General features: G+C 45.3%; 27 protein-coding genes, 1 tRNA gene and 1 pseudogene. 11 read left to right on the top strand and 18 right to left on the bottom strand.

The features are described from left to right. The first annotated feature begins 131 nt into the window (after positions 1–131). Together BQ7997_RS25660 and BQ7997_RS03405 are read left to right on the top strand one after the other, a co-directional pair. Entirely contained in the window at positions 132–308 is a 177-nt protein-coding gene (locus BQ7997_RS25660; RefSeq protein WP_162842106.1) for a hypothetical protein, read from the top strand. Between the two features lie 71 nt (positions 309–379). Continuing rightward, positions 380–799 carry a DUF5053 domain-containing protein gene (locus tag BQ7997_RS03405; protein ID WP_073343627.1) on the top strand — a complete coding sequence of 140 codons (420 nt, stop codon included), beginning with the start codon at positions 380–382 and terminating at the stop codon, positions 797–799. Between the two features lie 111 nt (positions 800–910). On the opposite strand, the gene BQ7997_RS03410 is transcribed toward BQ7997_RS03405, so the two are convergent. From BQ7997_RS03410 to BQ7997_RS03420, 3 genes are all read right to left on the bottom strand, one after another. After that, positions 911–986, bottom strand: a tRNA-Pro gene (locus BQ7997_RS03410). A 327-nt stretch (positions 987–1,313) separates the two neighbouring features. Beyond that, positions 1,314–1,607: a helix-turn-helix domain-containing protein gene (locus BQ7997_RS03415; RefSeq protein ID WP_011108429.1), complete on the bottom strand. Its 294-nt coding sequence runs from the start codon at positions 1,605–1,607 to the stop codon at positions 1,314–1,316. A 10-nt stretch (positions 1,608–1,617) separates the two neighbouring features. Beyond that, positions 1,618–1,905 carry a helix-turn-helix domain-containing protein gene (locus BQ7997_RS03420; RefSeq protein WP_011108428.1) on the bottom strand — a complete coding sequence of 96 codons (288 nt, stop codon included), beginning with the start codon at positions 1,903–1,905 and terminating at the stop codon, positions 1,618–1,620. 347 nt (positions 1,906–2,252) lie between these two features. On the opposite strand from BQ7997_RS03420, the gene BQ7997_RS03425 reads away from it, so the two are divergent. Next, positions 2,253–2,546, top strand: a complete 294-nt coding sequence (locus tag BQ7997_RS03425) for a helix-turn-helix domain-containing protein (protein WP_004323231.1) — start codon at positions 2,253–2,255, stop codon at positions 2,544–2,546. 57 nt (positions 2,547–2,603) lie between these two features. Continuing rightward, positions 2,604–3,305, top strand: coding sequence for an NYN domain-containing protein (locus BQ7997_RS03430; protein WP_011108427.1), 702 nt, complete (start codon positions 2,604–2,606; stop codon positions 3,303–3,305). Between the two features lie 97 nt (positions 3,306–3,402). On the opposite strand, the gene BQ7997_RS03435 is transcribed toward BQ7997_RS03430, so the two are convergent. From BQ7997_RS03435 to BQ7997_RS03480, 11 genes are all read right to left on the bottom strand, one after another. Then, a complete protein-coding gene (locus BQ7997_RS03435; RefSeq protein WP_011108426.1) occupies positions 3,403–4,200 on the bottom strand; it encodes a PRTRC system ThiF family protein in 798 nt (265 codons plus the stop codon). Then, a complete protein-coding gene (locus BQ7997_RS03440; RefSeq protein ID WP_073343629.1) occupies positions 4,197–4,898 on the bottom strand; it encodes a prokaryotic E2 ligase family D protein in 702 nt (233 codons plus the stop codon). Before BQ7997_RS03440 ends, BQ7997_RS03435 begins: the two co-directional genes overlap by 4 nt. Positions 4,899–4,910: 12 nt before the next feature. Continuing rightward, the gene (locus tag BQ7997_RS26045; protein WP_306668133.1) at positions 4,911–5,954 is read right to left on the bottom strand and encodes a hypothetical protein; all 1,044 of its coding nucleotides are present in this window, start codon (positions 5,952–5,954) and stop codon (positions 4,911–4,913) included. Beyond that, on the bottom strand, positions 5,876–6,058 hold the full coding sequence (locus BQ7997_RS25855) for a hypothetical protein (protein ID WP_225011944.1): 183 nt from the start codon (positions 6,056–6,058) through the stop codon (positions 5,876–5,878). Before BQ7997_RS25855 ends, BQ7997_RS26045 begins: the two co-directional genes overlap by 79 nt. 3 nt (positions 6,059–6,061) lie before the next feature. After that, positions 6,062–6,283 (bottom strand): PRTRC system protein C, encoded by a 222-nt coding sequence (locus BQ7997_RS03450; protein ID WP_073343632.1) that lies wholly within the window; start codon positions 6,281–6,283, stop codon positions 6,062–6,064. Positions 6,284–6,304: 21 nt separating this feature from the next. Continuing rightward, a complete protein-coding gene (locus tag BQ7997_RS03455) occupies positions 6,305–7,387 on the bottom strand; it encodes a PRTRC system protein E (protein WP_011108422.1) in 1,083 nt (360 codons plus the stop codon). Between the two features lie 18 nt (positions 7,388–7,405). Then, positions 7,406–7,615, bottom strand: a complete 210-nt coding sequence (locus BQ7997_RS25860) for a hypothetical protein (protein WP_073343634.1) — start codon at positions 7,613–7,615, stop codon at positions 7,406–7,408. A gap of 20 nt (positions 7,616–7,635) precedes the next feature. Next, positions 7,636–7,848 carry a hypothetical protein gene (locus tag BQ7997_RS03465; protein ID WP_004323218.1) on the bottom strand — a complete coding sequence of 71 codons (213 nt, stop codon included), beginning with the start codon at positions 7,846–7,848 and terminating at the stop codon, positions 7,636–7,638. A gap of 284 nt (positions 7,849–8,132) precedes the next feature. Continuing rightward, positions 8,133–9,893 carry a DNA topoisomerase gene (locus tag BQ7997_RS03470; protein ID WP_011108421.1) on the bottom strand — a complete coding sequence of 587 codons (1,761 nt, stop codon included), beginning with the start codon at positions 9,891–9,893 and terminating at the stop codon, positions 8,133–8,135. 94 nt (positions 9,894–9,987) lie between these two features. Further along, positions 9,988–10,263 (bottom strand): DUF4099 domain-containing protein, encoded by a 276-nt coding sequence (locus BQ7997_RS03475; RefSeq protein ID WP_004323215.1) that lies wholly within the window; start codon positions 10,261–10,263, stop codon positions 9,988–9,990. Between the two features lie 46 nt (positions 10,264–10,309). Then, positions 10,310–12,115, bottom strand: a complete 1,806-nt coding sequence (locus BQ7997_RS03480) for a DUF3945 domain-containing protein (RefSeq protein ID WP_011108420.1) — start codon at positions 12,113–12,115, stop codon at positions 10,310–10,312. 1,546 nt (positions 12,116–13,661) lie between these two features. Between BQ7997_RS03480 and BQ7997_RS03490 the strand changes: the two genes are divergently transcribed. The 7 genes and pseudogenes from BQ7997_RS03490 to BQ7997_RS26000 all read left to right on the top strand — a co-directional run bounded on the left by BQ7997_RS03490 (position 13,662) and on the right by BQ7997_RS26000 (position 17,540). After that, positions 13,662–14,615 carry a site-specific integrase gene (locus tag BQ7997_RS03490; RefSeq protein WP_011108417.1) on the top strand — a complete coding sequence of 318 codons (954 nt, stop codon included), beginning with the start codon at positions 13,662–13,664 and terminating at the stop codon, positions 14,613–14,615. Positions 14,616–14,678: 63 nt separating this feature from the next. Beyond that, a complete protein-coding gene (locus BQ7997_RS26085; RefSeq protein WP_073343637.1) occupies positions 14,679–14,960 on the top strand; it encodes a tyrosine-type recombinase/integrase in 282 nt (93 codons plus the stop codon). An 80-nt stretch (positions 14,961–15,040) separates the two neighbouring features. Continuing rightward, on the top strand, positions 15,041–15,241 hold the full coding sequence (locus BQ7997_RS25085) for a hypothetical protein (protein ID WP_011108415.1): 201 nt from the start codon (positions 15,041–15,043) through the stop codon (positions 15,239–15,241). Between the two features lie 489 nt (positions 15,242–15,730). Then, positions 15,731–15,988, top strand: a complete 258-nt coding sequence (locus BQ7997_RS03505) for a site-specific integrase (RefSeq protein WP_139260882.1) — start codon at positions 15,731–15,733, stop codon at positions 15,986–15,988. Further along, positions 15,985–16,977, top strand: a complete 993-nt coding sequence (locus BQ7997_RS03510) for a tyrosine-type recombinase/integrase (RefSeq protein WP_011108412.1) — start codon at positions 15,985–15,987, stop codon at positions 16,975–16,977. Before BQ7997_RS03505 ends, BQ7997_RS03510 begins: the two co-directional genes overlap by 4 nt. A 214-nt stretch (positions 16,978–17,191) precedes the next feature. After that, positions 17,192–17,290: pseudogene (locus BQ7997_RS26090) on the top strand (IS66 family insertion sequence element accessory protein TnpB); the annotation flags it as partial. Between the two features lie 127 nt (positions 17,291–17,417). Further along, a complete protein-coding gene (locus BQ7997_RS26000) occupies positions 17,418–17,540 on the top strand; it encodes a hypothetical protein (protein ID WP_262481140.1) in 123 nt (40 codons plus the stop codon). A gap of 223 nt (positions 17,541–17,763) precedes the next feature. Here the strand turns inward: BQ7997_RS26000 and BQ7997_RS03520 are convergent, their stop codons facing one another. From BQ7997_RS03520 to BQ7997_RS03535, 4 genes are read right to left on the bottom strand one after another with little or no spacing between them, the layout of a single operon-like run. After that, positions 17,764–19,209 carry a glycoside hydrolase family 125 protein gene (locus BQ7997_RS03520; protein ID WP_083589158.1) on the bottom strand — a complete coding sequence of 482 codons (1,446 nt, stop codon included), beginning with the start codon at positions 19,207–19,209 and terminating at the stop codon, positions 17,764–17,766. A 59-nt stretch (positions 19,210–19,268) separates the two neighbouring features. Then, a complete protein-coding gene (locus BQ7997_RS03525) occupies positions 19,269–20,426 on the bottom strand; it encodes a glycoside hydrolase family 76 protein (protein ID WP_073343642.1) in 1,158 nt (385 codons plus the stop codon). Between the two features lie 54 nt (positions 20,427–20,480). Next, positions 20,481–21,431 (bottom strand): endonuclease/exonuclease/phosphatase family protein, encoded by a 951-nt coding sequence (locus BQ7997_RS03530; RefSeq protein ID WP_073343644.1) that lies wholly within the window; start codon positions 21,429–21,431, stop codon positions 20,481–20,483. Positions 21,432–21,484: 53 nt separating this feature from the next. Beyond that, on the bottom strand, positions 21,485–23,767 hold the full coding sequence (locus BQ7997_RS03535) for a GH92 family glycosyl hydrolase (RefSeq protein ID WP_073343648.1): 2,283 nt from the start codon (positions 23,765–23,767) through the stop codon (positions 21,485–21,487). Positions 23,768–23,846: the final 79 nt, after the last annotated feature.

Below are 23,846 nucleotides of genomic sequence, written 5' to 3' on the forward strand. Positions count from 1 at the left end.
CTGTATCATTAGTTGTTTGGAAAGTCAGGCCTTTTGTTAAGGAACTAAATCGATAACAAAAATATTATCAACTCTTTTGACGTTGATAATATTTTTGTTATCTTTGTATTGTCATTAAGACAAGAGCTCTTATGAATAATGACAATGAGTTAAAGGCTCGGATAGAAGAATTAGAGCAAGACCTCATCTTCTATCTCCGCAAGTATCATGAACTTGCTCCTCGAAGTAAAAACATGAAAGCGGTATTGGATAAGGAAATTAAGTGGCATGAAGAGGAAATCAAGCGACTTAGTAAATTACTCCAGTAGAAAGGAATCCGTTCCCAAAGGCCAAGGGAACGGACTTCCTTTTTGATTGTTTAATTTTAAAGATGGATAATATGGATAAGGTTAAACGTTTTTTTGAGTTGAAAGAGCAATGGAAGAAGGCTTCTGATGTGGAACGTAACGATATTGATCGTGAACTTTCTGAGTTGATGGATTCTATGAATGAGATTGAACAGGAAAATCTGATTGCAGGCGTTAGTGATGATTTTAAACGTATGCGTCAGGAAGTTGCAGATATACGAAGAACTCTTTCTATTCGCCAACAAATGGAGCCTATTTTGCCATATATTTCTGTATCTTCTTTGGCTAAAGATTATTTTGGGAAAAGTGCTTCTTGGTTTTATCAGAGGCTAAATGGAAATATAGTTCATGGCAAGGCTGCTGCTTTTACAGATAGGGAATTGAGCGTCTTGGTGGATGCATTGAAGGATGTAGCATCTAAGTTGGATAAAGTTACCGTTGCATTTTCTTAAAAAATGAATCTAATTTCTAGTGCCCTCTAATTTAGATTTTCCGCAGACTTACAGAGGTTTGCAGAGATGAAAAAAGAAAAAGCGACAAACAATTTTCATTACTTGTCGCTTTGGTCGGAATGAGGCGACTCGAACGCCCGACCCCTACGTCCCGAACGTAGTGCGCTACCAACTGCGCTACATTCCGATTGCTTGAAGAAGTGGTGCCACCAGGAATCGAACATTTAAAGTTCTTTGTTTTTAAAGTCCTGATAGACAGCACTAAATCTTATATCGTTAAAATCAAAACCATTGAATTAGCCATATTTCTAATTTCAACTATTTCAATCTTTATCGCTGTCATTTTTTTGACGGTGCAAAGATATGGAAAAGGTTCGATTCCTCCAAATAGTATTGGCATAAAATTACAGAAAACTTTATAATGTATTCATTTATGCTGGAATGAATGGCATATATATGAAGAGAACGTCTTTAGGAAAATTTCCGAAGACGTTCTCTTCTATACTGCCGGCTTTTAAAAAGCTTCCAGCCTGTTTTCATCCAGCAGTTTTATAATATCCTTCTCTTTATAAAGTATCCTGCCTCCCAGCCGGTAATAGGGGATAAGCCCGGTTGTCCTGTGTTCAACCAGTGTCCGGCGTGTTATCTTCAGTGATTCGGACAGTTCAGCTTCGGTGATGTACCTGTCACCGTTCAGGATAGGTCTGTATCTGTCCGGTTCGCTTCTTAAGAGTTCAGTGATGTGTCCAATGTCCTGAAAGAACCGGATAATTTCCGGACTTTCCCTTGTCAGTAAGTCATGTGCCATATTTCTTTGTTTAATTGTTTCCTTTTTGTAACACTCCTTCCATGTATGTGACGATGTCTTTTTTCCGGTAATAGATTTTCCTGTCTATCCTGCTGTACGGGATTTTTCCCGTGCTGCGCAAAGTAAGCAACTTCCTTGGAGAGATATCCATCATAATGCATGCTTCCTGATTATCCATCCATTCCGTCAGTCTTTCCTCCTGCCGTATTCCTCTTCCTGTCCGGATATCCCGGATGATTGAGCTTAACGCCTGCTTCATTTCTTCAAATGTTGCGGCTTCGATACTGATCACTTCCATAAGCTTTTGATTTTTTGTCCGATGTAAAGGTATACTGCCGGCATGTTTGTCTCCAAGTCTCTGACTACAGGTGTCAGCAGATGTCGTCAGATTTCACGGATAGCTGGTCGAGTTGTAAGTCGTATTTACAAATTGTACCCGGACTTTACAACATCCGGGATTACATTTTACAGTGCTTTTTGTAATTTTTTATTTTATATTTCTTTGTGAATTAGAATGTTATGTAAAAAGATGGATTCGTTTTTTTGAATCCGGCATGTAATTTTCATTATAGTGTAATATACTCTTGTAGTGCGCACAGGAAGAGTATTCAGGTAATCACTTTTTAAAACAATGGAGGATATGCCATGATGTATATAGATAATGAGGTACTTGAGAAAATGATCATGACTATGGTGGAAGGTTTTAATCGCCTTGAAAAGAAACTTGACCGTATGAACCGCCTGAAAGACTGCCTGGACGGCGACACCTTGCTGGATAACTGTGACCTTGCGCAACTTCTGGGCGTGACGCAACGGACCATTGCCCGTTACCGTGAAAAGGGGCTTATCCGCTACTACCAGACGGACGAGAACGGGAAGAATTTTTATCGTAGTTCGGAAATACAGGATTTTTTGCGGCATAGGGGAAAGAAAAAATAGGTTCAATTATTTATATTTGCGGGAACCTGTTATATTTTTGCAGCTTAAGGATTCGGTATGAAAAAAGAAAAAGATTTGTCTGTCGCGGTTTTGATTGACGGCGATAATGCTTCTTCCGAGAAGATGGAAGATGTGATGCGGTTCGTATCCCGCTATGGTGCTGCCGTTGTGAGACGTATATATGGTGACTGGACTAAAAAATCCCTTTCCGGTTGGAAGGATGCGGCAAGGGATTATTCGTTCAGGATGGTGCAGGCTTCCTCTTTTGTGCCGGGAAAGAATACGACGGATATCGCGTTGGTTATGGATGCGATGGACATCCTTCATGAGGGGCGGGTCGGTTGTTTTTGTCTGGTCGCCAGTGACGGGGATTATACCCTGCTGGCACAACGTATCAGGGAGAGTGGTCTGACGGTCCTCGGTTACGGGGAGGGAAAGACTCCGGCGGCACTGGTACGTTCCTGTACTGAGTTTCTATTGGCTGACCGGAAGGAGGAGAAGCCTTTTCAGGAAAATACACCTGAATTTTTTATTCAAAGAGATATGGAATACTTTGACAAGGCTTTTGAACAGGCTGCTGACGGTAAGGCGGAGGTCAGCTTGTCTTTGATTGGAGGGGTGCTGAAGAAGCTGATGCCCAAATTCAAAGTGAAAAGGTATGGCTGCAGGACGCTCGGCAAATTGTATGAAAGGCTTGAGAAATACGAACTGGTTAAAACGGGGAAGGGTGTTGCCGGATTAGTGCGGATTAAATCCTGAATCCGGTTCCGGTTTTATACGGATTGAAAAAAAATACCGATGCTTCCCTTGCCGCAGCAACTGTTGGCGGCAAGGGCGGCTGTCTGTTTCACATGGCTTATACCGGTATCGGATTAACCCGGAGTGTGTCCAGATTGATATATGCTCCCCGGTACAGGGTTCTTCCTTCCTTGAACATCCTCCATAGGATGTCACAGCCGACTTGTGCCAGTATGGAGTTGATGTACAGGTCCTGTCTTTCCAGTGCTTCCGCCAGTGAGCAGCTCGGTTCGGAGTCCTTCTCTTCTATTGTGGAATAGTTCACCTCCTCGGTGATGACGTTCATTCCGGGTACCGGCATGAATTCTTTTGATGCCGGCTGCCGTATCTTGTTGCGGACAGTACCTATGAAGACTTGCCCGGTGGTTTGCGCATTCCCGAAATCCATCCAGTAATAAACCGCCCTTTCATTGTTTACGGAGGTCTCCCTGTATTTTTTCAGGAATCTCCACAGTTCCAGTCGTGAGCGGGTATTGTCGGTGCAGGTGATGATGATATTTGCCGGCTTTGTCCTGTCATCTCCGTTTTCCTGTGTTTTCCGTACGGGATAGCGGCAGTTTTCCGCCGTCCATGTTGTTCCGAAAAAACGGTTGACGCGTGTGACGGCCGCCGTCGCCTTGCCTTGCCCTAGTTCCATCTCACTGAAGAGCTGGCGTCCTATGTTGGCTTCCGTAATAATGTCGGGATCGAATACGGTGACATGTAGGCCCGGGTGTCCCAGTGCCTGCAACGCGACGTTCATGCGTGCCAAATTGGTTATGACCTGTGATCCCGTGCCCCCTGCACCCGCAACATGGATGGTGACGGGATGGTAGGGTTTCAGCAGGTAGTTGTCCGTGTAATGAATCTTTTTCATGCCAGTATGTCTTTAAGTTTCTTCCCGGATTGTTGTAACTCGCTGTAATCAAACGGATTGTTCCGTGCATGTTCCGTTACGGAAACCAGGTTGCTGCGGGTCGGGTTCCTGTTACCTCCCAAATGTGAGAACTCGCTCATCCAGAAACGCTTTTCCCAGTATTCCTGAAATTCCAGAAAATCCATGTCCTGCGGTTTCTTTGGCGATGAGCTGCCCAGGCAGACGTTCGCCCCGGCTACATTGAAGAACGGCGCCAGATACAGTTCTGTCCGCTCTTCGGGGATTGCTCCCTTGAAGGCGTGTATGTCCATGCATTCCCTTTCCACCACGTAGATGACGCCCGGTACGTTGAATGTCCCGTCTGTAATGTGCAGCCCGTCCTGAAAGTACATTTTTCTCTTCTGTGGCGGATTGTACCATATGTACCTTTCGCGCCCTTTTCTAGAGTCGCACAGGAGCATGTTCCCGGGGATGCGTCCGTGCGGGATTCCGCTCATGCTTTCCGTGTGTGATTCCACCAGTGAGTTCATGAACTCATAGGTTACCGGAATGCCGGCCCCCATCCGTCCTTTCTCATTGACGGGCCTGAGTTCGAGATAACTTCGCGGGGTTGAGTAACCTGTCGTTTCGCATTCATAGGCGACAAGTACCGCTCTGGGATGCATGATTTGCTGCATCTGTTTTGTCAGTTCATTCATTTTCCTGTTTTATTAGAAGTTGTTTGTAATGAGTTTTGTGAAGCGTTCGAGCCAATGGGAGAACCGCTCCGGAAAGTCATCCATGGAGAAAGGCTTTTCCGTGTCCGGTGTCAGGTGGAATGTCGTGACGGGTGTGATCACATATGATTCCTGATAGTCCGAGTTGAAATAGCTTTCCATTTCGTCGTTCATGGCGTCCTTTACCGACCAGGTGACCATTATCTGCGTATCCAGTCCCACCGGCCTGAAATCTGCTGCCTTCTCGTATGCCCAGTCGTAGGAGTATTGCATGATGCTCGGGCTGCCGTATGAAATGTATGCCGTACCTTCCGTGAGCAGTTCCAGCAATGCCCGCTCATTGTTCTTCTTCGTATGGTATTTCCGTATTTCCCCCTCCAGATCCGCAAGAAATCCCTTTGGATTGTCCATTCTCTTCAGTATACGGTGCGCCTTCCCTTTTTCATACAGTCTGGCAAGTGCGGCCTTGCGTCTGATCTCTCCTGCCGTCGCCTCTTCGTCGTAGAGCCTGTAGTCTTCCAGGTAATCGTGTGCCATTTCGTGGTAGCTGGTATCCGTGCTTTTGGGTATGCCATGGTGCCGGGCGAGCTGCCGGATAAATTCCAGTGCTATCTTTCCGAGTTTCTCCGGCAGTCTCTCCGTGAATTCCAGCGGTATCCAGAACAGTTTATATTCCGGCCACTCATGGAACCGGTAGAGGCAGAAGTACAGCCTTCCGTTCTCCTCTTCCAGGTTGACATGCTCCGGGAGTATGGTGTCCATTGCCCGGTACAGTTTGACGATGTTCATCCTCGGTGATTTCCCGGTCGGACGGAAAGGAAGCCTGAGGCCGACAAGTGCGCTGTATCTGAGTGCCGATCGGTACAGGAAATCAAAATTCTCCCTTGTCGTAAGATTGATTTTCTCTCCCGCGCGGATCTCCATACAGTAATCGGGGGTAACGGGGAGAATTCTCCCCGTTAGAAAATCATTACGGTTCCTGCCGGCGGCAGCCTTCTTTTCTTTCTGCTGCCGGTTCCCCGGCTGATGTCTGTGCATCCGGCCTCGCTGATAATAAGTCGTGCCAGGTCTTCCGTTTGTAGTTCCGATAACTGTCTGCATGTTGTCTCCTCCTTTTTCTTAGGGTTTGTTTTCTTTGCCATGGCTTATCCTTTCGTTCCTATGGTGGTTTTGAACCGGTATATCGCGCGGTCCTCTTCGAGTTCCGGCCCGTGCAGGGTTGCCGTGGTCAGTTCCGGATAGTTCATGGAATAGAAGTCCGTCACTTCGGAAAGGGACATTCTGCTGTCCGGATCTTCCAGTGTCAGGGTGTCATTTCCTTTTTTCAGGATGAATACTCTTTTGAGTCCTTTGATATCAAGTGTCATATTATTTAAAGTTTTAATGGTTTAACAACATATAAGCTCCGCCTGTGTCTCGTCCTTCATGCGGCATTCCTGCGGGAAGTCTATGTATTCCGCATACGGGTCTTCACGCAACAGTTCCCTGTCACTTTCATCGTCCTTGTCAAAAGTGAGCGCTTCTGCGGCCGGTTGTGGCGGTGACTGGTATTCCCTGCCCGTATTTTCCCGGGTTGTCTGTATGACGGTTGCCTGCGGCTGCAGGGGGACGGGTTGCGGCTGTTGCCATGGTTGTGTCTGTGGGTACTGTCCGCCGGGCTGGAGGAAGTATGTTTGGGGCTGTTCCGCTGTTTGTTGCGGACTGCCGTTTGCGGGATTCCGGCAGTATCCTTCGTACATTGGCTGTGGTTGCGGTGTTCCCGGATAATATTGTGGTACGGGCTGCGGTTGTACTATCTGCGGCCGGGGCACCGGTTGTTGTACCGGTTGCGGGATTGCCTGCTGTACAGGCTGTTGTGGCGGTTGTGACGTGAACATCCGCATTTGTCCGTCAGGTCGGTTACCGTTCGCCGTACCGTTTGCGGGCGGCTGTTGTGGAAGCGGCTGTGTGTCCGTTTCAGGAAACAGGCAGCCCTGTGACGACTCCTTCTGCACTTCCTGTATCCTTGCCTCTATCTGTTTCTGCCTGTCCGTATCTGCGAGTACCTTGGCCTGCCTGAAGCAGGTTGTCGCTTCCGAGTATCTTCCTGCCGTGAACGCCTCCTCCGCACGTTTGAGGAGTTTTTCCATCTTTTCCTGTTTTTCACGTGCCTCTTTTGTCTTCTTGTCGTTGGCGGTTCCGGCCGCCTTGCCTTGTGTTGCGGCGAGCCGTGCCTGTTGCTCGAAGGTTTCAAGGTTGGTGAGGATTCCCTGCGCTTTCTGCAGCGGTGTGGTGATGATCTGCAGGAATTGTCCGTCCAGTTCCATGGGGGTGCCGTTGAGTATGAGCGGCACGATGGCCTGTCCGGCTTCATCCTTGAGTGTTGTACGTTTGGGTATTACCGCTACGGACAGTTTTCCGTCCGTTCTCCTGATGTTGATGTTCAGGTCTGTGCCTGCCGACATCATCTGATAAATTGATTGGAAAAACATAATGGTTGTTTTTTATTGTTATACATAGGTTTCCTTGAGATATGTCTTCAGAATTTCGTCTCTGTCCGGTCGCTTCGTGATGTCAAGCAGTGGCTTGAGATAATACCCGATATTTCTGGGCTCATCAATCGTATTGGGAAATCTTCTCTTTGCAGGCCTGATGCTTCGCGTTGTCGGCCACAGTGCGGGTGCGACCGGAGCTGACGGGGTGAATTTTCTTGTTTCCATTTCATTTGTAGTTTAAGGGTTTATAATAACATTCCGATAAGGATCAGAATGGTGAGAATTGTCGCCAGGAACGGGAGGAGTTTTAGCAAAATACGGATTATGCTTTCCGCTATTGTCAGTAACAGGATGGTATGTACCGGAATTATGCCTTTGCGGCATAGCAGGATTATTACTGCGGCTGCCAGCAGTGTGACCGCCGGCTTGCAGATGCTTGCGATGGATTTCTGTTTCATGTCCTTGTTGTTTTTATGAGTGTATGATTATCTCTTCGGGATCTGTTTTCCCGATTTTACAGGCCTCCTTCCCCCGGATTGCCCTTTTGTGTCAAGGCTTGGCGAAAGAAAATACCGGAGCACAGCGAGGATGATTTTCTTTCAGCCGACCGGCCCGCAGGGCTGCCTTGACACGAATACGGGGTAATCCGGTACCTTTGCCGCCTAAAAGCGGCATAACAGATGTCTGATAAATAAAAAATGCAGACTTTTCAGCCTGCATTTCCCGTTCCTATATATAGCTTCTATCTTTCACATTTCCGGAAGATATCTTCCGTTACCTCTCTCGAGAGTTTGAGTACCCCTTTCATGAATTCTTCCTGTGTAAGCTTTCCCCTTTCCATTCGTGCCAGTTGCGCCTCCCAGCCCGAAGTCAGTGCGGTTTCCGCTATTTTCATGTTCCGTACCGTCTCATATATGTAAAGCCCCTTTCGTGTGGGGATGATGTATTTGCCTGAATAACGTACATATTTGCGGTCAATCAGGGTCTGCAGGATTCCTGTACGCGTGGCCGCCGTTCCCAGTCCGGCAGTGTCCATGTAGGTGATCAGTTCCGCGTCGGTATATGCGGATACGGTCAGGTCCTTCCTGTGTATCAGGCTGCATCCGGTAACAGCGGCCGTCTCCCCGTTTTCCAGTTGCGGGATGGGGGAGAAGCCGTATTCCCTTCCTGCAATGACGCTTTCTCTTTCGAATATGCCGAACCATCCCTTTTCAATGATGCGGCAGGCATGACACCGGAAATTTCGTGCGGCACATACGGCATCCACAGTGGTGTATTCCGCCCTGCATACGGGCATGAAGGCTTCCAGCATCCGTCCGATAATCATCATGTACAGCTGCATCTCTTCCCGGTTTAATCCTTCCGGATATGTATCGGTAATGATGATGGCGTGGTGTTCCGCCGCTTGTCCTTCGTCGACTACCTTGTCCGGCAGGTCGAATATGTTGATCCCCATGCTTCTGACATACGGTCGGAATTCCTTCCTGTTCAGGATTTTCTCCATGATACGGGGCAGTTTGTCGTAAACGTCCCGTGGAAGGAAACGTCCGGCAGTTCGCGGATAGGAAATCAGTTTCTTCTCATAAAGTTTCTGTGCGATTTCAAGCGATTTTCCGGCAGTCATTCCGTAATAGTTGTTGGCGTCTTTCTGGAGTTCGGTCAGGTTGTAGAGGGCTGGAGGCTCTATCTCCCTGACCTGTCTGCTGACAGCGGTGACGCGTGCATGTCCGGCCAGTTTGCAGTCACTGTAAAGCCGTGCAGCCGCCTCCCGGTCTGTGAATTCTTCCGTACAGCGCATTTTGAGCAGGGTGTTATTTTTGCACAGGCTGATAAAAACCGGAAAGGTGTCCGTGGCAATGTGGTTCTCACGTTCACGGTAACGGCTGCTTATGGCTGCCAGTATGGGTGTCTGCACCCGTCCCAGTGAGTTGTTTCCCGTTCCGGTCGCCTGGCAGAGGGCATAGCTGGCGTTGAGTCCCAGTACCCAGTCCGCTTTGTTGCGGCTGTCCGCTGCCAGAAACATGTGGTCATACAGGCTGCCGGGCCTGAGGTTGTCCATTCCTTCCAGCACGGCTTCGTCCGTAAGTGACGAGATCCATAGACGGCGGTAGGATTTCCTGCATTCCAGATACCGGTAAAGGTACCTGAACACCATTTCCCCCTCCCGGGAGGCGTCGGTGGCCGCAATGATACTTTCGCAGGCGTCGAATACTTTTTCGATCACTTTCAGCTGGAGGACCGCGTTGATGTCCGGTATCCATCCCGTATCGGTCTTGATGTGTTTTACCATCAGTCTGAAGGGGGCGGGATTTATCGGGAAGTCCCCGCGTTCCGGGCGGTCCATCCCGTAATCCTTCGGCATGGCCAGTGAAAGCATGTTGCCGAAGGTCCATGTCACCATGTACCCGTTCCCGCTCATGTATCCGTCCTCTCTGGTATGTGCTCCCAGAATTCTTGCTATCTCTTTTCCCACATTGGGCTTGTCTGTCAATATCGCAATCATGATCTTTTTCCATTTGATGTTCCCCGTACCTTCGCAATAAAACCGGTACGGGGAAATTGTGTATACTTTTGATTCTGTCTGTATGGGGCAGGGATTATCCGCCGGCTTCGCTTTCCGCTTCGGGACTGATCCCGTTGATTTCCATTACCGGCTTTCCGTCCGTCCCCACCGTGATCCTGAGGGTGGCGTCCATTGTTAAGCGGAGTGCGGAAGTGCGGATTTTCAATGGGACGGTTTCCGTTTCCTCCCCTTGCAGGAGCAGTTCCATGTCCCCGCTTTTTTCCAGTTCTTCTTTGTGGATACCGATGGTCTCCAGTTCTTTCCAGTCAAGGTCTTCCTTTCTGAATATCCGGTTGTCATTCTGATTCATGCCTTTTTTTCTGATGAATGGTTAATGATTCTTTTTTGTATTCTTTTTATACGGCCTGTCTGCTTCCTTTCTTCTGTTCCTGCTGCCGGTTTTGCGTGTCGTCCGCCTGTGCGGCACGCCGGGCTGTATTGCGGCGTATGTCCGGGTTTTCCTGGAAGTATTGCAGCTGTCCGGAATTTGCGTTCACTTTCAGGTAGGAACTGAATGTCTTGTTGTTGGCGCTTTTCAGGTCCGATACGAGTATGGCTTTTCCGTCCTGCAGGTTGGCCCGTTCCTGTGCCGTGAATACATGCCCGTATACTTCCGCCGGAACGACCGGCACCTGGCGCTCGCTGAAACCGTCCGGTGTACGCGAGTATTGCGGCCTGCCCGTATTCATGTCCAGTTTGACGAAGGAGGAGAACTCTTCCCCTTTGCGGTTGATCATGTTTTCAAGGAAGACGGGTTGTCCCTTGCGCAGCGCCTCCTTGTCCTCGGGAGTCAGTAGCACGTTGCAGATTTCCTTCGGGATGTATATTTCCCCGTTCTCCGGATTATGTCGTGTATATTGCGGTCGGCCGGTCACCTTGTCCAGCGTGACGAAAGAGGAGAACAGCGCTCCGTCGGTGCGTTTCATATCCTCTACAAGGATGGTATGTCCTTCGCTGAGCATTTTGATCTGGTTGGGTGAAAGTTGTACGCCTCCCAGGCTCTGCTGGTTGAACCCCTTGCTTTCCGGATAGATGAATTCCAGCCCCCTGCGTTCCGCGCTGTATTGGAGTGTGGCGTCGAACGGCTTTCCGTTTTTTGAGATCATTCCGTCCACATATACCGGTTGTCCTTCCTTCAGCGCGTTTATTTCATCCGCTGTCAGCCTGATGCCTTTCACTTCACTTGGTATGTATACGTTTTCTTGCCGTACGGCAACCAGCTCGTTGGTATTCTTGTCAATGGAGATGAGACAGGGTGTATAGGAACCCCCGTTCAGGTTCAGTTCCGCCACGCGTCCCATGTTTCCTGTCTCACGGAGGTTCTTCTTGTCCTCTTCCGTGAAGATGTGCCCGAAATAGGGCCTTTCCAGTTCCGGTTCCTTGCGGATACCGTGGATACCCAGACCGATCTGCCCGTCCGGCATGGTGATGAATGAGAGGCGTGCGTCCAGTTTGACCCTGGCACCTGTCAGCGTCAGTGTCAGGGGAACCAGTTTGTTGGTTTTGTATCCTTTCAGCATGGAATCCAGCAGTCCCTGCTGTTCGAGGGAAGTTTTGGAGACTCCCATCTTTTCCAGTGCGTCCCAGTTTACCATGTTCTCGTCATAACGGTAGCGTGGTGCCTGCTGTTCCTGCGGCTGTTCTGTTGAAACTGTCGGTTGTGGTGCCTGTTCCTGTGGGTTTGTTTTTTGTTTCTTTGCCATTGTTTCTGTTTCTTTTTCGTTCTTACTCTGTTCCTTGTTTTCTCTTGGTCGGATTTCGTAGCGTTTGAGGAACTCTTTTACTGCGTCCGTTTCCTTGCCTTGTGACAAATCCCTGATTGCCTGCTTGTTCTGCTTGTAATCATGGACGGTCATTCGTATGAGCCGGAAATGTGTAGGTTCCTTGAACTGGCTCCAGAAGTTCTTGATGAAGTTTTCGAGGATACTGGAGTTTTTCTCGAATTTCAGAAAGGAGTTTTCGTTCTTTTCTTCTGCAGGAACCGTCCTGACCTTTCCTTCCCCGTCAATTTCGCTGACGGCTTGCACACCGGCTTTGGGGTCCTCCTTGTTGTGGACAAACAGTAGTTCGTTGATTTGTTCCACATAGGGCTTTTCTTTGGCGGATTTCTGCGTTTTGCGCGTCCGCTTCGGTTTTTCTTTCACTTCTTTTTCTTGTGCCATGATCCATCATTTTGAGATTAATGTTTTCGTTTGACAGCTCAAAAATAGTGGCTGAAATTGAATAAAATGCTGATTCTCAAAATGGTGACATCACGTGTCGTTAGATGTCAGCAGATGTCAGTCAAAGGGGAAAGATGATGGTAAGCGTCTCTGCGATAGCATATAGCGCATCTCAAAAACGACTTTTACATAGATCAGTAAAAAACGAATTATGATAATAGAAAATTCTGATCCGGTTCCCTTAAAATATCTTACGTTATTGGAAGTTCCTAAAAAGAGCTGACGCAGAATCCTAAAAAGTCTTTGGTATCATTCTGTGAAAAACATTCAATAAATGATCATTTCAACAGATGGTTTTGCCCCCTCAGAATAGACTATGTAATGAAGTATGCCTGGAGGCTGGCCAGTCTCCAAATTCAAATGAATTGTACTTAAACAGCTCCGAATTATTGAAGACTGAACTGAATAATGATATTAATCTATGTCTCGTTGATTTTTGTGAAAGGCACAATATCGATTATAGGGGAATGGTGAATAGGCTAGTAACTAACAATATGTATTTTTTCTATATATGGGGCAAATATGCGCTGTCAAAGGCATAGAGATTCCCAAGGGCAACAGCTAACCTTATATTCCTCCTCCTTTCAACGGGGACAAGGCACAAGCAAGACTCGGGAAGACACTGGATAAATACCGAAAATAACTGGATTCCAATCCATGTTATTCGCTGAAAGTTCATTGCACCAGAATGGGAATAAATTATTGTGATATGTTACGCTGGATGAGATTAATGAAGGTTATTGTCAGACAATTGTAAAAGGCGTAAGATTCAATACGAAAATTCCCCGATAATCTTCCATGTTCATGGTTCAGTTTTGGTTCAATGGAGGCCCCCGCTCAGATATGTTTAGAGGTGTGACTATCAGCTGTCCTGATGGGAAGAGCATTCATGTGGAGGAATGTTCCGTTATTGAATTGTGTACTTCTATACACTTATGATAAAGACCAAAGACGAAAATATATACTCCCAATTATATTTGAACTATCAGAAAACAACCAGTACTTTTTCTTTCCAGAACCTGTCCGCATGAGTTGTGGTATTGATGGTTTTTCCAAATCGGTTTATATCCATCCTATACTTTCATTGGTTTCAGGGGATATATTCATTTTTTATGTTGACAACAAAATTATGTTGGTATTGACCTATAATATCTTTAAATAGAAATACTAAAGTTTTTTTATCACAACATAATAATCTTGCATGTTTCATATCTTTATGTCAAGGAACTGCCACTAGCGGCAGCATCAATCACATGTACGAAAGACTTTATGTTACAGAATCCAAGTTGCGGGTGCATCTTGATTCTCCATTGCTAAAAGAACGCAGAGTATTTTTAGAAGAAAATGCGAACATGGGTAAATCTAAAGACCGGTTACGGATATTAGCGTCCTATATTTTTACGCTACGCATGCTTTGCATTTACACGACGGGGAAAATGATATAGTTCCTATTGAGAATATCACCAAAGTATGCCATGATTATCGGATGCATTATTCAGATCATTTCCATAAAGTCTGCATAGCGAGTGAATTAAATGAATTTACAGATGCTTTTCGCATTATTTATTCATGGCTTTTCTCTTTAAAACTTTTAGAGCCTAAGTTCATGGATAAGGATTCTATCTTTTGTAGGTTATTTACAAGCATCCACTTTAGGCTAAAATATATTGCAGCTCCACATTATGAAGAAAGGAAAAGGCATCTGGAGACTTTGGAAAAGGATGGAGTACCGAAGGCTTACATTAGAGAATATGCAGAGCAACAGCTTAATGTCATCAAGCAGTTTAAACTTGAACAAAAGCCTATAGGACATAGCTTCTCCACTGATGAAATCATTGATGCGGCCCGTTGTTTTGGAGAGTTATCAAATGGGATATCTGTTCGCAGTAGATATCAGCGTTTCAGAGCTGTCTGTATGAGTTGGTTCTCATTCATGGAAGTTATCACAGGAAAAGATAAGAGTTATCCCGGCTCTAACTATGTGGACATGTTCTGTGAATGGCATCTCACCTCCAAAGGAAGCTCTGTCGGCGCTACGGTACATATATGTCAGGAATTAGATAGATTCTTTGCTTATATCAACTCAAAAAGCGTAACGATCAACTTATTGACCGCGGCTTGTATCGACGGATATATTGAAACTTATCAATCCGCATGTTTCGCACGTAAGACTGTGGCCAGTAAGGTGTCAATTTTGAGGACTTTTCTCAGATATCTATATAACAGAAGTATCATTAAAACAGACATGTCATCATACCTCATAAGCCCCCGAATTTATACATGTGAGATTCTATCTGTTTCTCCAAACGAGAATGACCTTAATCGAATCTCTCATTTTTATGATGGTAACACTCCCTCTGCCATTAGAAATAAAGCTATACTTCTTTTACTTATAGAATACGGAATGAGAAGTGGGGGAAGTTACCGGTTTAAAACTTAGCGATATAGACTGGGAACGCGATGTTCTGTATCTTCACAGAGAAAAGGGACGCCGAAACAGCAGGTGCTGACGTTGAAAGCTAATGTTGGAAACGCCATCCTCAGATATATCAAAGAGGTAAGATGTAATGAACGTGGTTATAGGGAAGTTTTTCTTAAGTTGAACAATTCCGTGAGACCAATGCCCCCCAAAGGCATATATCATGTGGTTTCCAATGCCATTAAGGGATTGTGTATACATGTAGAGCATGTAGGTCCTCATTCTCTTAGAAGAGCATTTGCTACGATACGTATCAATAAAGGACATACGTTTAAAGATATTGCTGACATACTCGGACACAGATAACTTGACACGACCAGAATCTACGCAAAGGTGGACCTTAAAAGCCTGCGCCAAGTATCTGACATAAATTGGGAGGGTATATTATGACAGTAACCGAAGCAATATCAAAGTACATCACTTTCCGTAGAAGTGTCGGTGAGAAGTTTGATACAGAGCCTAGAATAATGAATCTGTTCTCAAAAGCTGTTGGCGAAGACAGGGAAATGTCGGACATTAACAGGCAACAGTGCGTGTCTTTTCTATATAGCAGACCTTCATTCAAGAATGGTTTGACCGCCTATTAGTTCAACATATATGGGATGTTGGATGGTTTATTCAACTGGGCTATAGCAAGAAACATCATGAATTACAATCCTCTTCCCACAGATAAGCCCAATCGTCCGCAGGGCTTTATCCCATATATATACAAAAGGGAAGAGTTGAAAAAAATAATTGATAAATCCATGACTTACAGATCCTTTTATACAACCTTTTACCCTGAAACTATCAGAGGAATAATAATGCTGACCTATCTTTGGGGGCTTAGACCGAGTGAAACTCTTGGCATAGAGATGGCGGATGTACATCTTGGTACTGATAACTATATAGTGATTAAACAAATGAAGTTCTATAATACCAGGATAGTAACATTCAATGATAGGTCGCTTCTTTTATAGAAGACTTCCTGTTTTGGCGTAAACATACAGGATTACCATCCGAGGAGTGACTCACCTCTGTTTTTGAAAAGAACATTTGCCGCATACTCAACACATGCTCTACAAATGGCCTTTGCCATGATACGTGAGGATGCAAATGTTCGTAGATATGATGGCGCAAGATACCAGCCAAGACTGCACACCGCGCACCACACATTTGCTACAGAGAGAATTGTGTCATGGTATAGGGAAGGACGAAACGTGCAGGATATGCTTCCTGTCCTATCCACCTACCTTGGTCATACGAGCATAAATACGGCTGTCTATGTGTCTATGACCAATGAATTATTGAAGGAAGCAGGTCGCAAGTTTGAATCATGTGTATTGAAATTATGAACAAGCAAGAAAAATACTCATTTGTAGGTTACTGGTTCATGAGATATCTATCTGAATATATACCGGTAATAAAGAATCAATCTCATAATACGCTCACCAGTTATCGTGACTACTATATGCAGTATCTACCTTTTGTAGCCAAGAGAACCGGCAAACATGCCGATAAACTTTTGATTACGGATCTCACTGTCGAGAGGACCAATGCTTTTTTGAATCATATAGAGACAGACAAGGGCTGTACTATTCAAACCCGTAACCAAAGGCTTACCGCAATCAAGTCTTTCGTCCATTATGTGTACAATAATGCACCTGAATATATGGAATGGAGCCGATTGATGAGCACTATACCGATGAAGAAAGTGAAGGTAAAAGTCATTGAAGGGAGCGTATTGCCAGCCGTGTCTTATCTTGACAAGAGAGAGATGGATGCGTTGCTTAATACTCCTGACCGACAAACAGTACAAGGCAGGAAAGATTATGCAATGTTACTTTTCTTGTATAACACTGGAGTTCGAGCCTCTGAGGCGGCTTCGCTAACAATAGGTAGCATTATTTATGATGATGCTTCGTGTCCGTTGGTAAGAATTTATGGTAAGGGGAATAAAAGCCGCACATGCCCCTTATGGAATAGAACATTAAACGCTATAAAACCATTTATGGCCGGCAGACGTGAAACAGAAAGAGTCTTCTTGAACAGATACGGAAATCCCATGACCAGATTCGGTATTTACGAATTACTGGAAAGGAATGTCATAAAGGCTACGGCCACTGCACCAACTCTTGCAAAGAAAAGAGTGAGTCCTCATACTCTTAGACATACAGCAGCATGTCATTTATATGAATCTGGAAATGATATCGTTACCATCCAGTCCTGGTTAGGCCATGTCTCATTAAATACTACCAATATATATACAGAGGTAAGTTTACAAATGAAAGAAAAGGCTATTATGCTATGGACTATAGATGGTGAAGAAAATGCTACCAAGTAATGGAAGAAGAATAAAGGCATACTCAACTTCTTTAACTCGCTCTAGCCTAAAAAATATGTTGGTATCAAATTATATAATCTGTTTAATGTCAGATATATACATTATAGTACCAGCATAATTTTGTTGCCAACATAAAAAATGTTATGTGGTATACCACGTAATGTGTTCTTTTCCCATGGTCGGAAACGTATAAAATTTCCTCGTAGTTCGTTGGGACGGGGATGGTTTTATCCTATATTATAAACGACTTACAAGAGGCACTTTTGATCTTTCTTGTTGTAGCGCGGAAAAAGGCGTGTACGAACTTGACTAGTACACATTTTATTTCATAATGAGAGGAATAACGGTTCAAGAACTCCGTTTTAAGAAGCACTTTAAAATCGCCTGCAATAATTGGTTACTGTTTAATATTTAGTGAGATAATGTTGAAATGTGTTTAGATGAATCAATTTTATTATTGCATTTATGGTATGAAAGGTTCTGATTTCGCATTGGTTCTACAACAACAGTTGGATGTCGCCAACGAGACCAACCGGGTCTTGTTGGCATGTATTGACGACTAGGGAAAGGCCATAGGGGAACTCTGTCTGAACTTGCTATAGCCAATCTTAAACGCAAGGAGATGATTTTAATCATAACATCCATGTAGGAAGCATTATTGGAAAAAGATGCGGACATAAATAAACAGAAGAGGATAAACAAGAGGGTGGCCAAACTCGTTTTCAATAAATCAGAAAAATAGTACTTGAAACTAAAGTCTTCAACCTTGAACTTTGGGAAAGTAAGCTATTGGATACTATTCAGTAAGTCTACCTTTCTTTCATTTACGAGTTTTAGGATTAGTTCTCCGAATAGCGTATTTTGCCATGCAAACCAGAAACGAGTAAAGTTCTTCGGGTCGTTCTTGTGGAAAGATTCATGCATGAACCCTGTTCCGGCATCCGTATCCATCAGCATTTTGATGCAGGTCTTGATTTCTGCGTCGTTTTGACTGGTGAATGCTTTCATCATAATACTCATGGGCCAAATCATATCATATCCGATGTGCGGACCGCCAATTCCTTCGCCGGCAGTACCTTTGAAGAAGTAAGGATTATCTTCGCTCCATACAAACTTACGGGTATTCTGATAAATAGGATCGTTCACTTTCACATCTCCAAGATAAGGCAGGGCAATGAGACTCGGCACATTGGCGTCATCCATTAACAGTTGGTTGCCGAAACCATCCACTTCGAAAGCATAGATTTTGCCATATTTCGGATGATTGTAAACCGCATACTTTTTCAGGGCTGCTTCCACTTCGTTCGACAGTGTAGTACATTCTTTAGCTAAATCAGGTTTCTTGTTGACTGTATTCAGAATCTCGGCAGCTTTGCGCAATGAAGTTACAGCAAAGAAGTTGGACGGAACGAGGAACTGGAAAGTTGTAGCATCATCCGAAGGACGGAAAGCAGAAGCAATCAGTCCGACCGGCTTTACAGGATTACCCCAGCCGTCGTTGGTCATTGTATCGAGTGCACGTTCCGTTTTGCGTTGGAAACGATAAGGACCTTTCGGATCTTCTTTTCGTTGCTGTTCCTTAAACGTTTTCAGAACCTTGGCGATGGCTGTAAGCCATTCGTCGGAGAATATACTGGCGTCTCCCGTCGTCTTCCAGTAATGATAAGCGAGACGGATAGGATAACAGAGCGAGTCGATTTCCCATTTGCGTTCGTGCAGTTCGGGCTTCATGTCCGTAAGGTCGCTCATCCATTCGCCGCCTTCGGAATTCATGTTGAAAGCATTGGCATACGGGTCGATATTGATACACTTGAACTGACGTTTGATAACGCCGGCGAGCATTTTTTTCAGTTCCGCGTCTTTGTTGGCGAGTTGCACGTAAGGCCATACTTGTGCACCCGAATCGCGCAACCACATGGCGTGGATGTCACCTGTATAAACAAACGTATCGTCTTTACCGTCAAAATGAACAGTAGTGTCCAATGTGTTCGGGAAACAGTTTTCGAACATCCATGCCAAGCGGGCATTCGTCAGCAGTTGCTTGATATGCGCAATCTGTTGTTCCACAGCTTGCGAGGCAAACAGACGTTTCGATGCTTCCGGGCGGTTCGTCTGATAGTTGTTGATTTGGGTATTATCTTGTTGGATGACAAAATCACTGTTCGTTATAGCCTGCATATTGCTAGCGCCCAAGAGTGCTATGGACAAACAAAAGGCTTTAGTTATATTCATGGTAATAGTCTTTTTTTATTGATTAGTATTGATTATGAAAGTGTTGCGGAGAAGAAGTGCTAAATCTCTGCAAAGAATTCAATCAGACAGGCATTGTCGAGCAGCCATTTATACTGCTCCTTGTTATGTCCCGACCAATCCCTGCCTAATAATCCGTTTTCATCCCGGTAGTTTTCCCAGGCGTGAAGCGCATTCTCCACCATCGCATTGACATACGACGGATTCTTGTCAATCTTATACAGAGCTTTCAGTCCTCTGAATAAGATCACGTTAAACCAGGCCATGTCTTTATGCACTTTGACAGTCGGGTCTTTCTTATCGGCTTTTGTGCGGAAAAAGGCATCTGTTCCTGCGGCTGTTTGCTGTGCATCGTGCAAATACTGTTCATCTCCCGTTTCCTTATAGAGTAATACACCCGCCTGAATCATCTGTCCACTGTTGTAGGCGTACTTCTCTTTGGAAACTTTCCCTTTCAGGTTGATATTATCCCAGTAAAGGTGGTCGGTAGGGTCGCATAGATGTTTTTTCGTCCAGGCATACGTCTCTTTTGCTTTTTCGAGGTATTTGGTATCCTTCGTCAGCCGGTACAACTTGACGCCGAGCACAGTAGACGGTGCATTGGAACAAGTATGCTTCGCTTCCTTCTGCTGTTCACACCAAAAGATGCCACCACCCATCTCGTCGCTCCATCCACTGTAGATATATTGATACAATGCAACGGCTTTTTCCAAAGATGCAGGCTTGTGAGTCAGTTGGTAATAATCGCAGTAATCCAGTGCAATCCAGATGTTATCGTCATAATAACGTCCGTGCTGCCCGTACTTGGTGGGGTATGACTGATAACAGGCCGGCAGGCGGCTGTTATCCCAATACTGCTCCATTCCCGGTAGAATTCTTTTCTCGAGAATCTTTTTGTACTTCTTGTTTCCGGTCGCTTTGTATAAAGCCACACAACCTGACATCATCCCTGAGTAAGGCCATAGAAAAGAAGCTTTCAGCGTTCCGCTCTGTTCCATTCCTCCTGCCAGGTAAGTGATTTTCTGGTCGGGGTTGACAGGATATGTCTCTGTCAGTAATCCGTCTTTCGTCTGATAAAGACTCAATACATTGTGTAGAATCGAGTCAGCAATGGAAAGATAACGAGTATTTTCGGGTGTCTTTCCCACTGCGGAAGTAAGGCAAAATAATATACAGACTAGGGTACATACATTTCTCATAGGAATATCAGGTTGTGTAGTGAGACTTTTCAGGTTATTTTATTACTAATAAGATTATTGCTGCTGACGTTCGTCAAACTCTAACTCTACTTTTACCGGGAAGTGATCCGAAGGAGTGCGGGCTTGATAAACTTTGATGTCGATTTCTTCCGGACAGTCGTTTGCCTGCTTCTTTTCGCCGCTTCCTACGATGCTCCGGTAAGTATCTGTCAATACACCATATCTTTTCACATGGAAAGACGGAGATACGAATATATGGTCGATACGGCTTTCAGTAAAGCTGTTGGGATCGAAGCTATTGAAGGTTCCGTTCATTGCATAGCGGAAGTCACACTTTTCGTATGAGTCGCAGAGCACTCCCTTGTTTACAAAAGCATCGTATGACTGATGGGTCTGATCGACATTGAAGTCACCGGTCAGGATAGCCGGAAGATTTTTACCTTTACCGAGTTCTTTCATCTTCTCCTGCACGAGGTATGCACTTTCCACACGGGCTTTCTTGCCGATATGATCCATGTGCAGATTGAAGAAAAGGAATTCAAAACCGGTATCTTTGCATTTGAAGTGTCCCCAACTGCAGATACGCGGCAACACCGCATCCCAGCCTTTGCTCGGTACATCGGGAGTTTCCGACAGCCAGAAATCGCCTTTTTCTACCAAATCGAACTTATCGGTACGATAGAAGATGGCAGAGTGTTCGCCTCGGTCTTTACCGTCATCACGGCCTACGCCAATGTAGTCATAACCGGGAAGCGCTTCTTTCATGTCTTTCAACTGATGAAGGAAACACTCCTGCGTTCCGAAAATATCGAAATCGTGGTATTGTACCATCTTGGCTATCACCGGATAGCGTTGTCCCCAACCGTTTCCATGGAGTGAATCGCTGCCGTTGGCGTTTCTTAGATTGTAAGAGGCAACAGTGAATGTAGTAGGCTGATAGTTACTCTGACAACCGCAGAAGACTATCGTCACAAGGGCAATTAGTAAAAGGTTTTTCAGTTTCATGTTTTTATAGTTTGTTTGGTAGATAATTCATTGATCTCCAAAAGTACAATATTTTATTCAAATGAAAGAGAATAAGGTCTATCTTTTTCTGTGGTTCCCCGTTGTTTATTGGGTACGGGGCTCATTTGGAATTGAATATTAGCACCTTTTATCAATTGGTCATGTGTAAGATAATTGCGGGAATTAGATTTTCCGTTTATCTTCATTTCCTTGATGTAACGGTTGTCGAGTTGATTGTTATCTGCCTTGATGGTGATGGTCTTTCCATTCTCCAGATGTAACTTCGCCGATTTGAAGAGCGGAGTTCCTATAATATATTCATCCGTTCCCGGACAAACAGGATAGAAACCGAGTGCGGAGAACACATACCAGGCGGAAGTCTGTCCGTTGTCCTCGTCGCCGCAATAACCGTCGGGACCGGCGGTATATAGCTTGTTCATAATTTCGCGTATCCAGTATTGAGCTTTCCAAGGCTCGCTCGAATAGTTGTAGAGATACACCATGTGCTGAATCGGCTGGTTACCGTGTGCATATTGCCCCATGTTCATCACTTGCATTTCACGCATCTCGTGAATCATGCCGCGACTCTCCATTCCCAGTTTACCTGGAATGACGAAGACAGAATCCATCATCGTATTGAATTCTTTTTTACCTCCCATCAGGTCGATAAGTCCCTGTGGGTCATGGAACACACAGAAGCTCCAATGCCAACTATTACCTTCGCAGAACTCTCCGCTCCAGTCTACCGCATCAAAATTCGGATTGAACACTCCTTTATTATCTTTACCTACCATCAGTTTGCGCTCCGGGTGATAGACATTCTTGTAGTTCAGTGCACGTTTCTTATAAATGTCGATTTCGCTCTCCGGTTTGCCGAGTTTCTTACCCAATGTATAAATTGCCCAGTCATTATATGCGTATTCCAGCGTGCGTGCAACGTTTTGTCCTATGCCGATATTGTTAGCTACGTATCCCAGTTGGTTGTAAGATTCGTAACCCAGACGGCCTGAAGCAGTCCCGCGAAGATGCGCGTTTGCTCCGTGTTTTAATGCTTCCCAAAGAGTCTCGATGTCATATCCGCGCAAACCTTTGATGTAAGCGTCGGTCACTACGGAAGCCGAATTGTTGCCCACCATACAATCCCGGTGTCCCGGACTGGCCCATTCCGGCAGGAATCCGCTCTCTTTGTAAGCGTTTACCAAACCTTCCTGCATCTTCAGATTCATTGACGGATACATCAGGTTGAGGAAAGGGAACAGACAACGGAACGTGTCCCAGAATCCGGTGTCGGTAAACATGTAGCCGGGACGCACTTCACCGTTGTAAGGGCTGTAATGCATAACTTGTCCTTTAGCGTCTATCTCGTAGAAGCTGCGTGGGAAAAGCATGGAACGGTACAGGCAGGAGTAGAAGGTACGCAGGTTATCGATGTTATCGTCTTCCACCTCTATTTTACTCATTTCACGGTTCCACACCTCTCTTCCGTTCGTTACCAATTGGTCGAAGCTGTTTTTGCCCAGCTCCTTGAGATTTAATTCCGCTTGTTCAGGGCTGATAAAGGAGGAAGCAACCCGTGCGTGTACGATTTCTCCTTTTTTCGTGGCGAATCCGATGACCGCACCTGTGTGGTTTCCTTTTGCTTCTGTCTCATTCGGAAGAATGTTGTTTTCAGAAACTGTGGAAATGAATGTAAACGGTTTGTCGAATTGAATCACAAAGTAGTTTTTGAAGTTTTCCGGTACACCACCGCTATTTTTGGTCGAATAGCCGATAATTTTATTTTCTTCCGGAATTATTTTTACGTAAGAACCTTTGTCGAAAGCATCTACAATAACGTAGGCGTTTTTAGTCTCCGGATACGTGAAACGGAACATGGCGGCACGTTCCGTAGGAGCAAGCTCGGTCGTAACATCGTGGTCGGCAAGATACACCTTATAATAATAAGGCTTGGCGACTTCCGCTTTGTGAGAGAACCAACTGGCACGTCGGTCTTGATCGAATACCAGTCCGCCGGTGATAGGCATGATGGCAAACTGACCATAGTCGTTCATCCAGGGGCTGGGCTGATGTGTTTGTTTGAATCCCCGGATTTTGTCGGCATCATACGTGTACGCCCAACCATCTCCCATCTTACCGGTCTGCGGCGTCCAGAAATTCATTCCCCACGGCAATGCCGTAGCTGGATACGTGTTTCCGGTAGACAGTTCAAACTTGGATTGAGTGCCTACCAGTGTGCTGACGTAGTCTACCGGATTCTTAACGGCAGAGGATTGCAGACTATACAACACGGCACTTCCAAGAAATAGCAAGTGTTTAAATGAAAAATGTGTTTTCATGAACAAATGAATTTATTGATTTGAAAATAATTTCTACAACGAAAATAGGGAGAAAAGGAACGTGCTTTCCAGAATAGGA

It is taken from the genome of Bacteroides congonensis (genome assembly GCF_900130125.1).
GTDB lineage: Bacteria > Bacteroidota > Bacteroidia > Bacteroidales > Bacteroidaceae > Bacteroides > Bacteroides congonensis.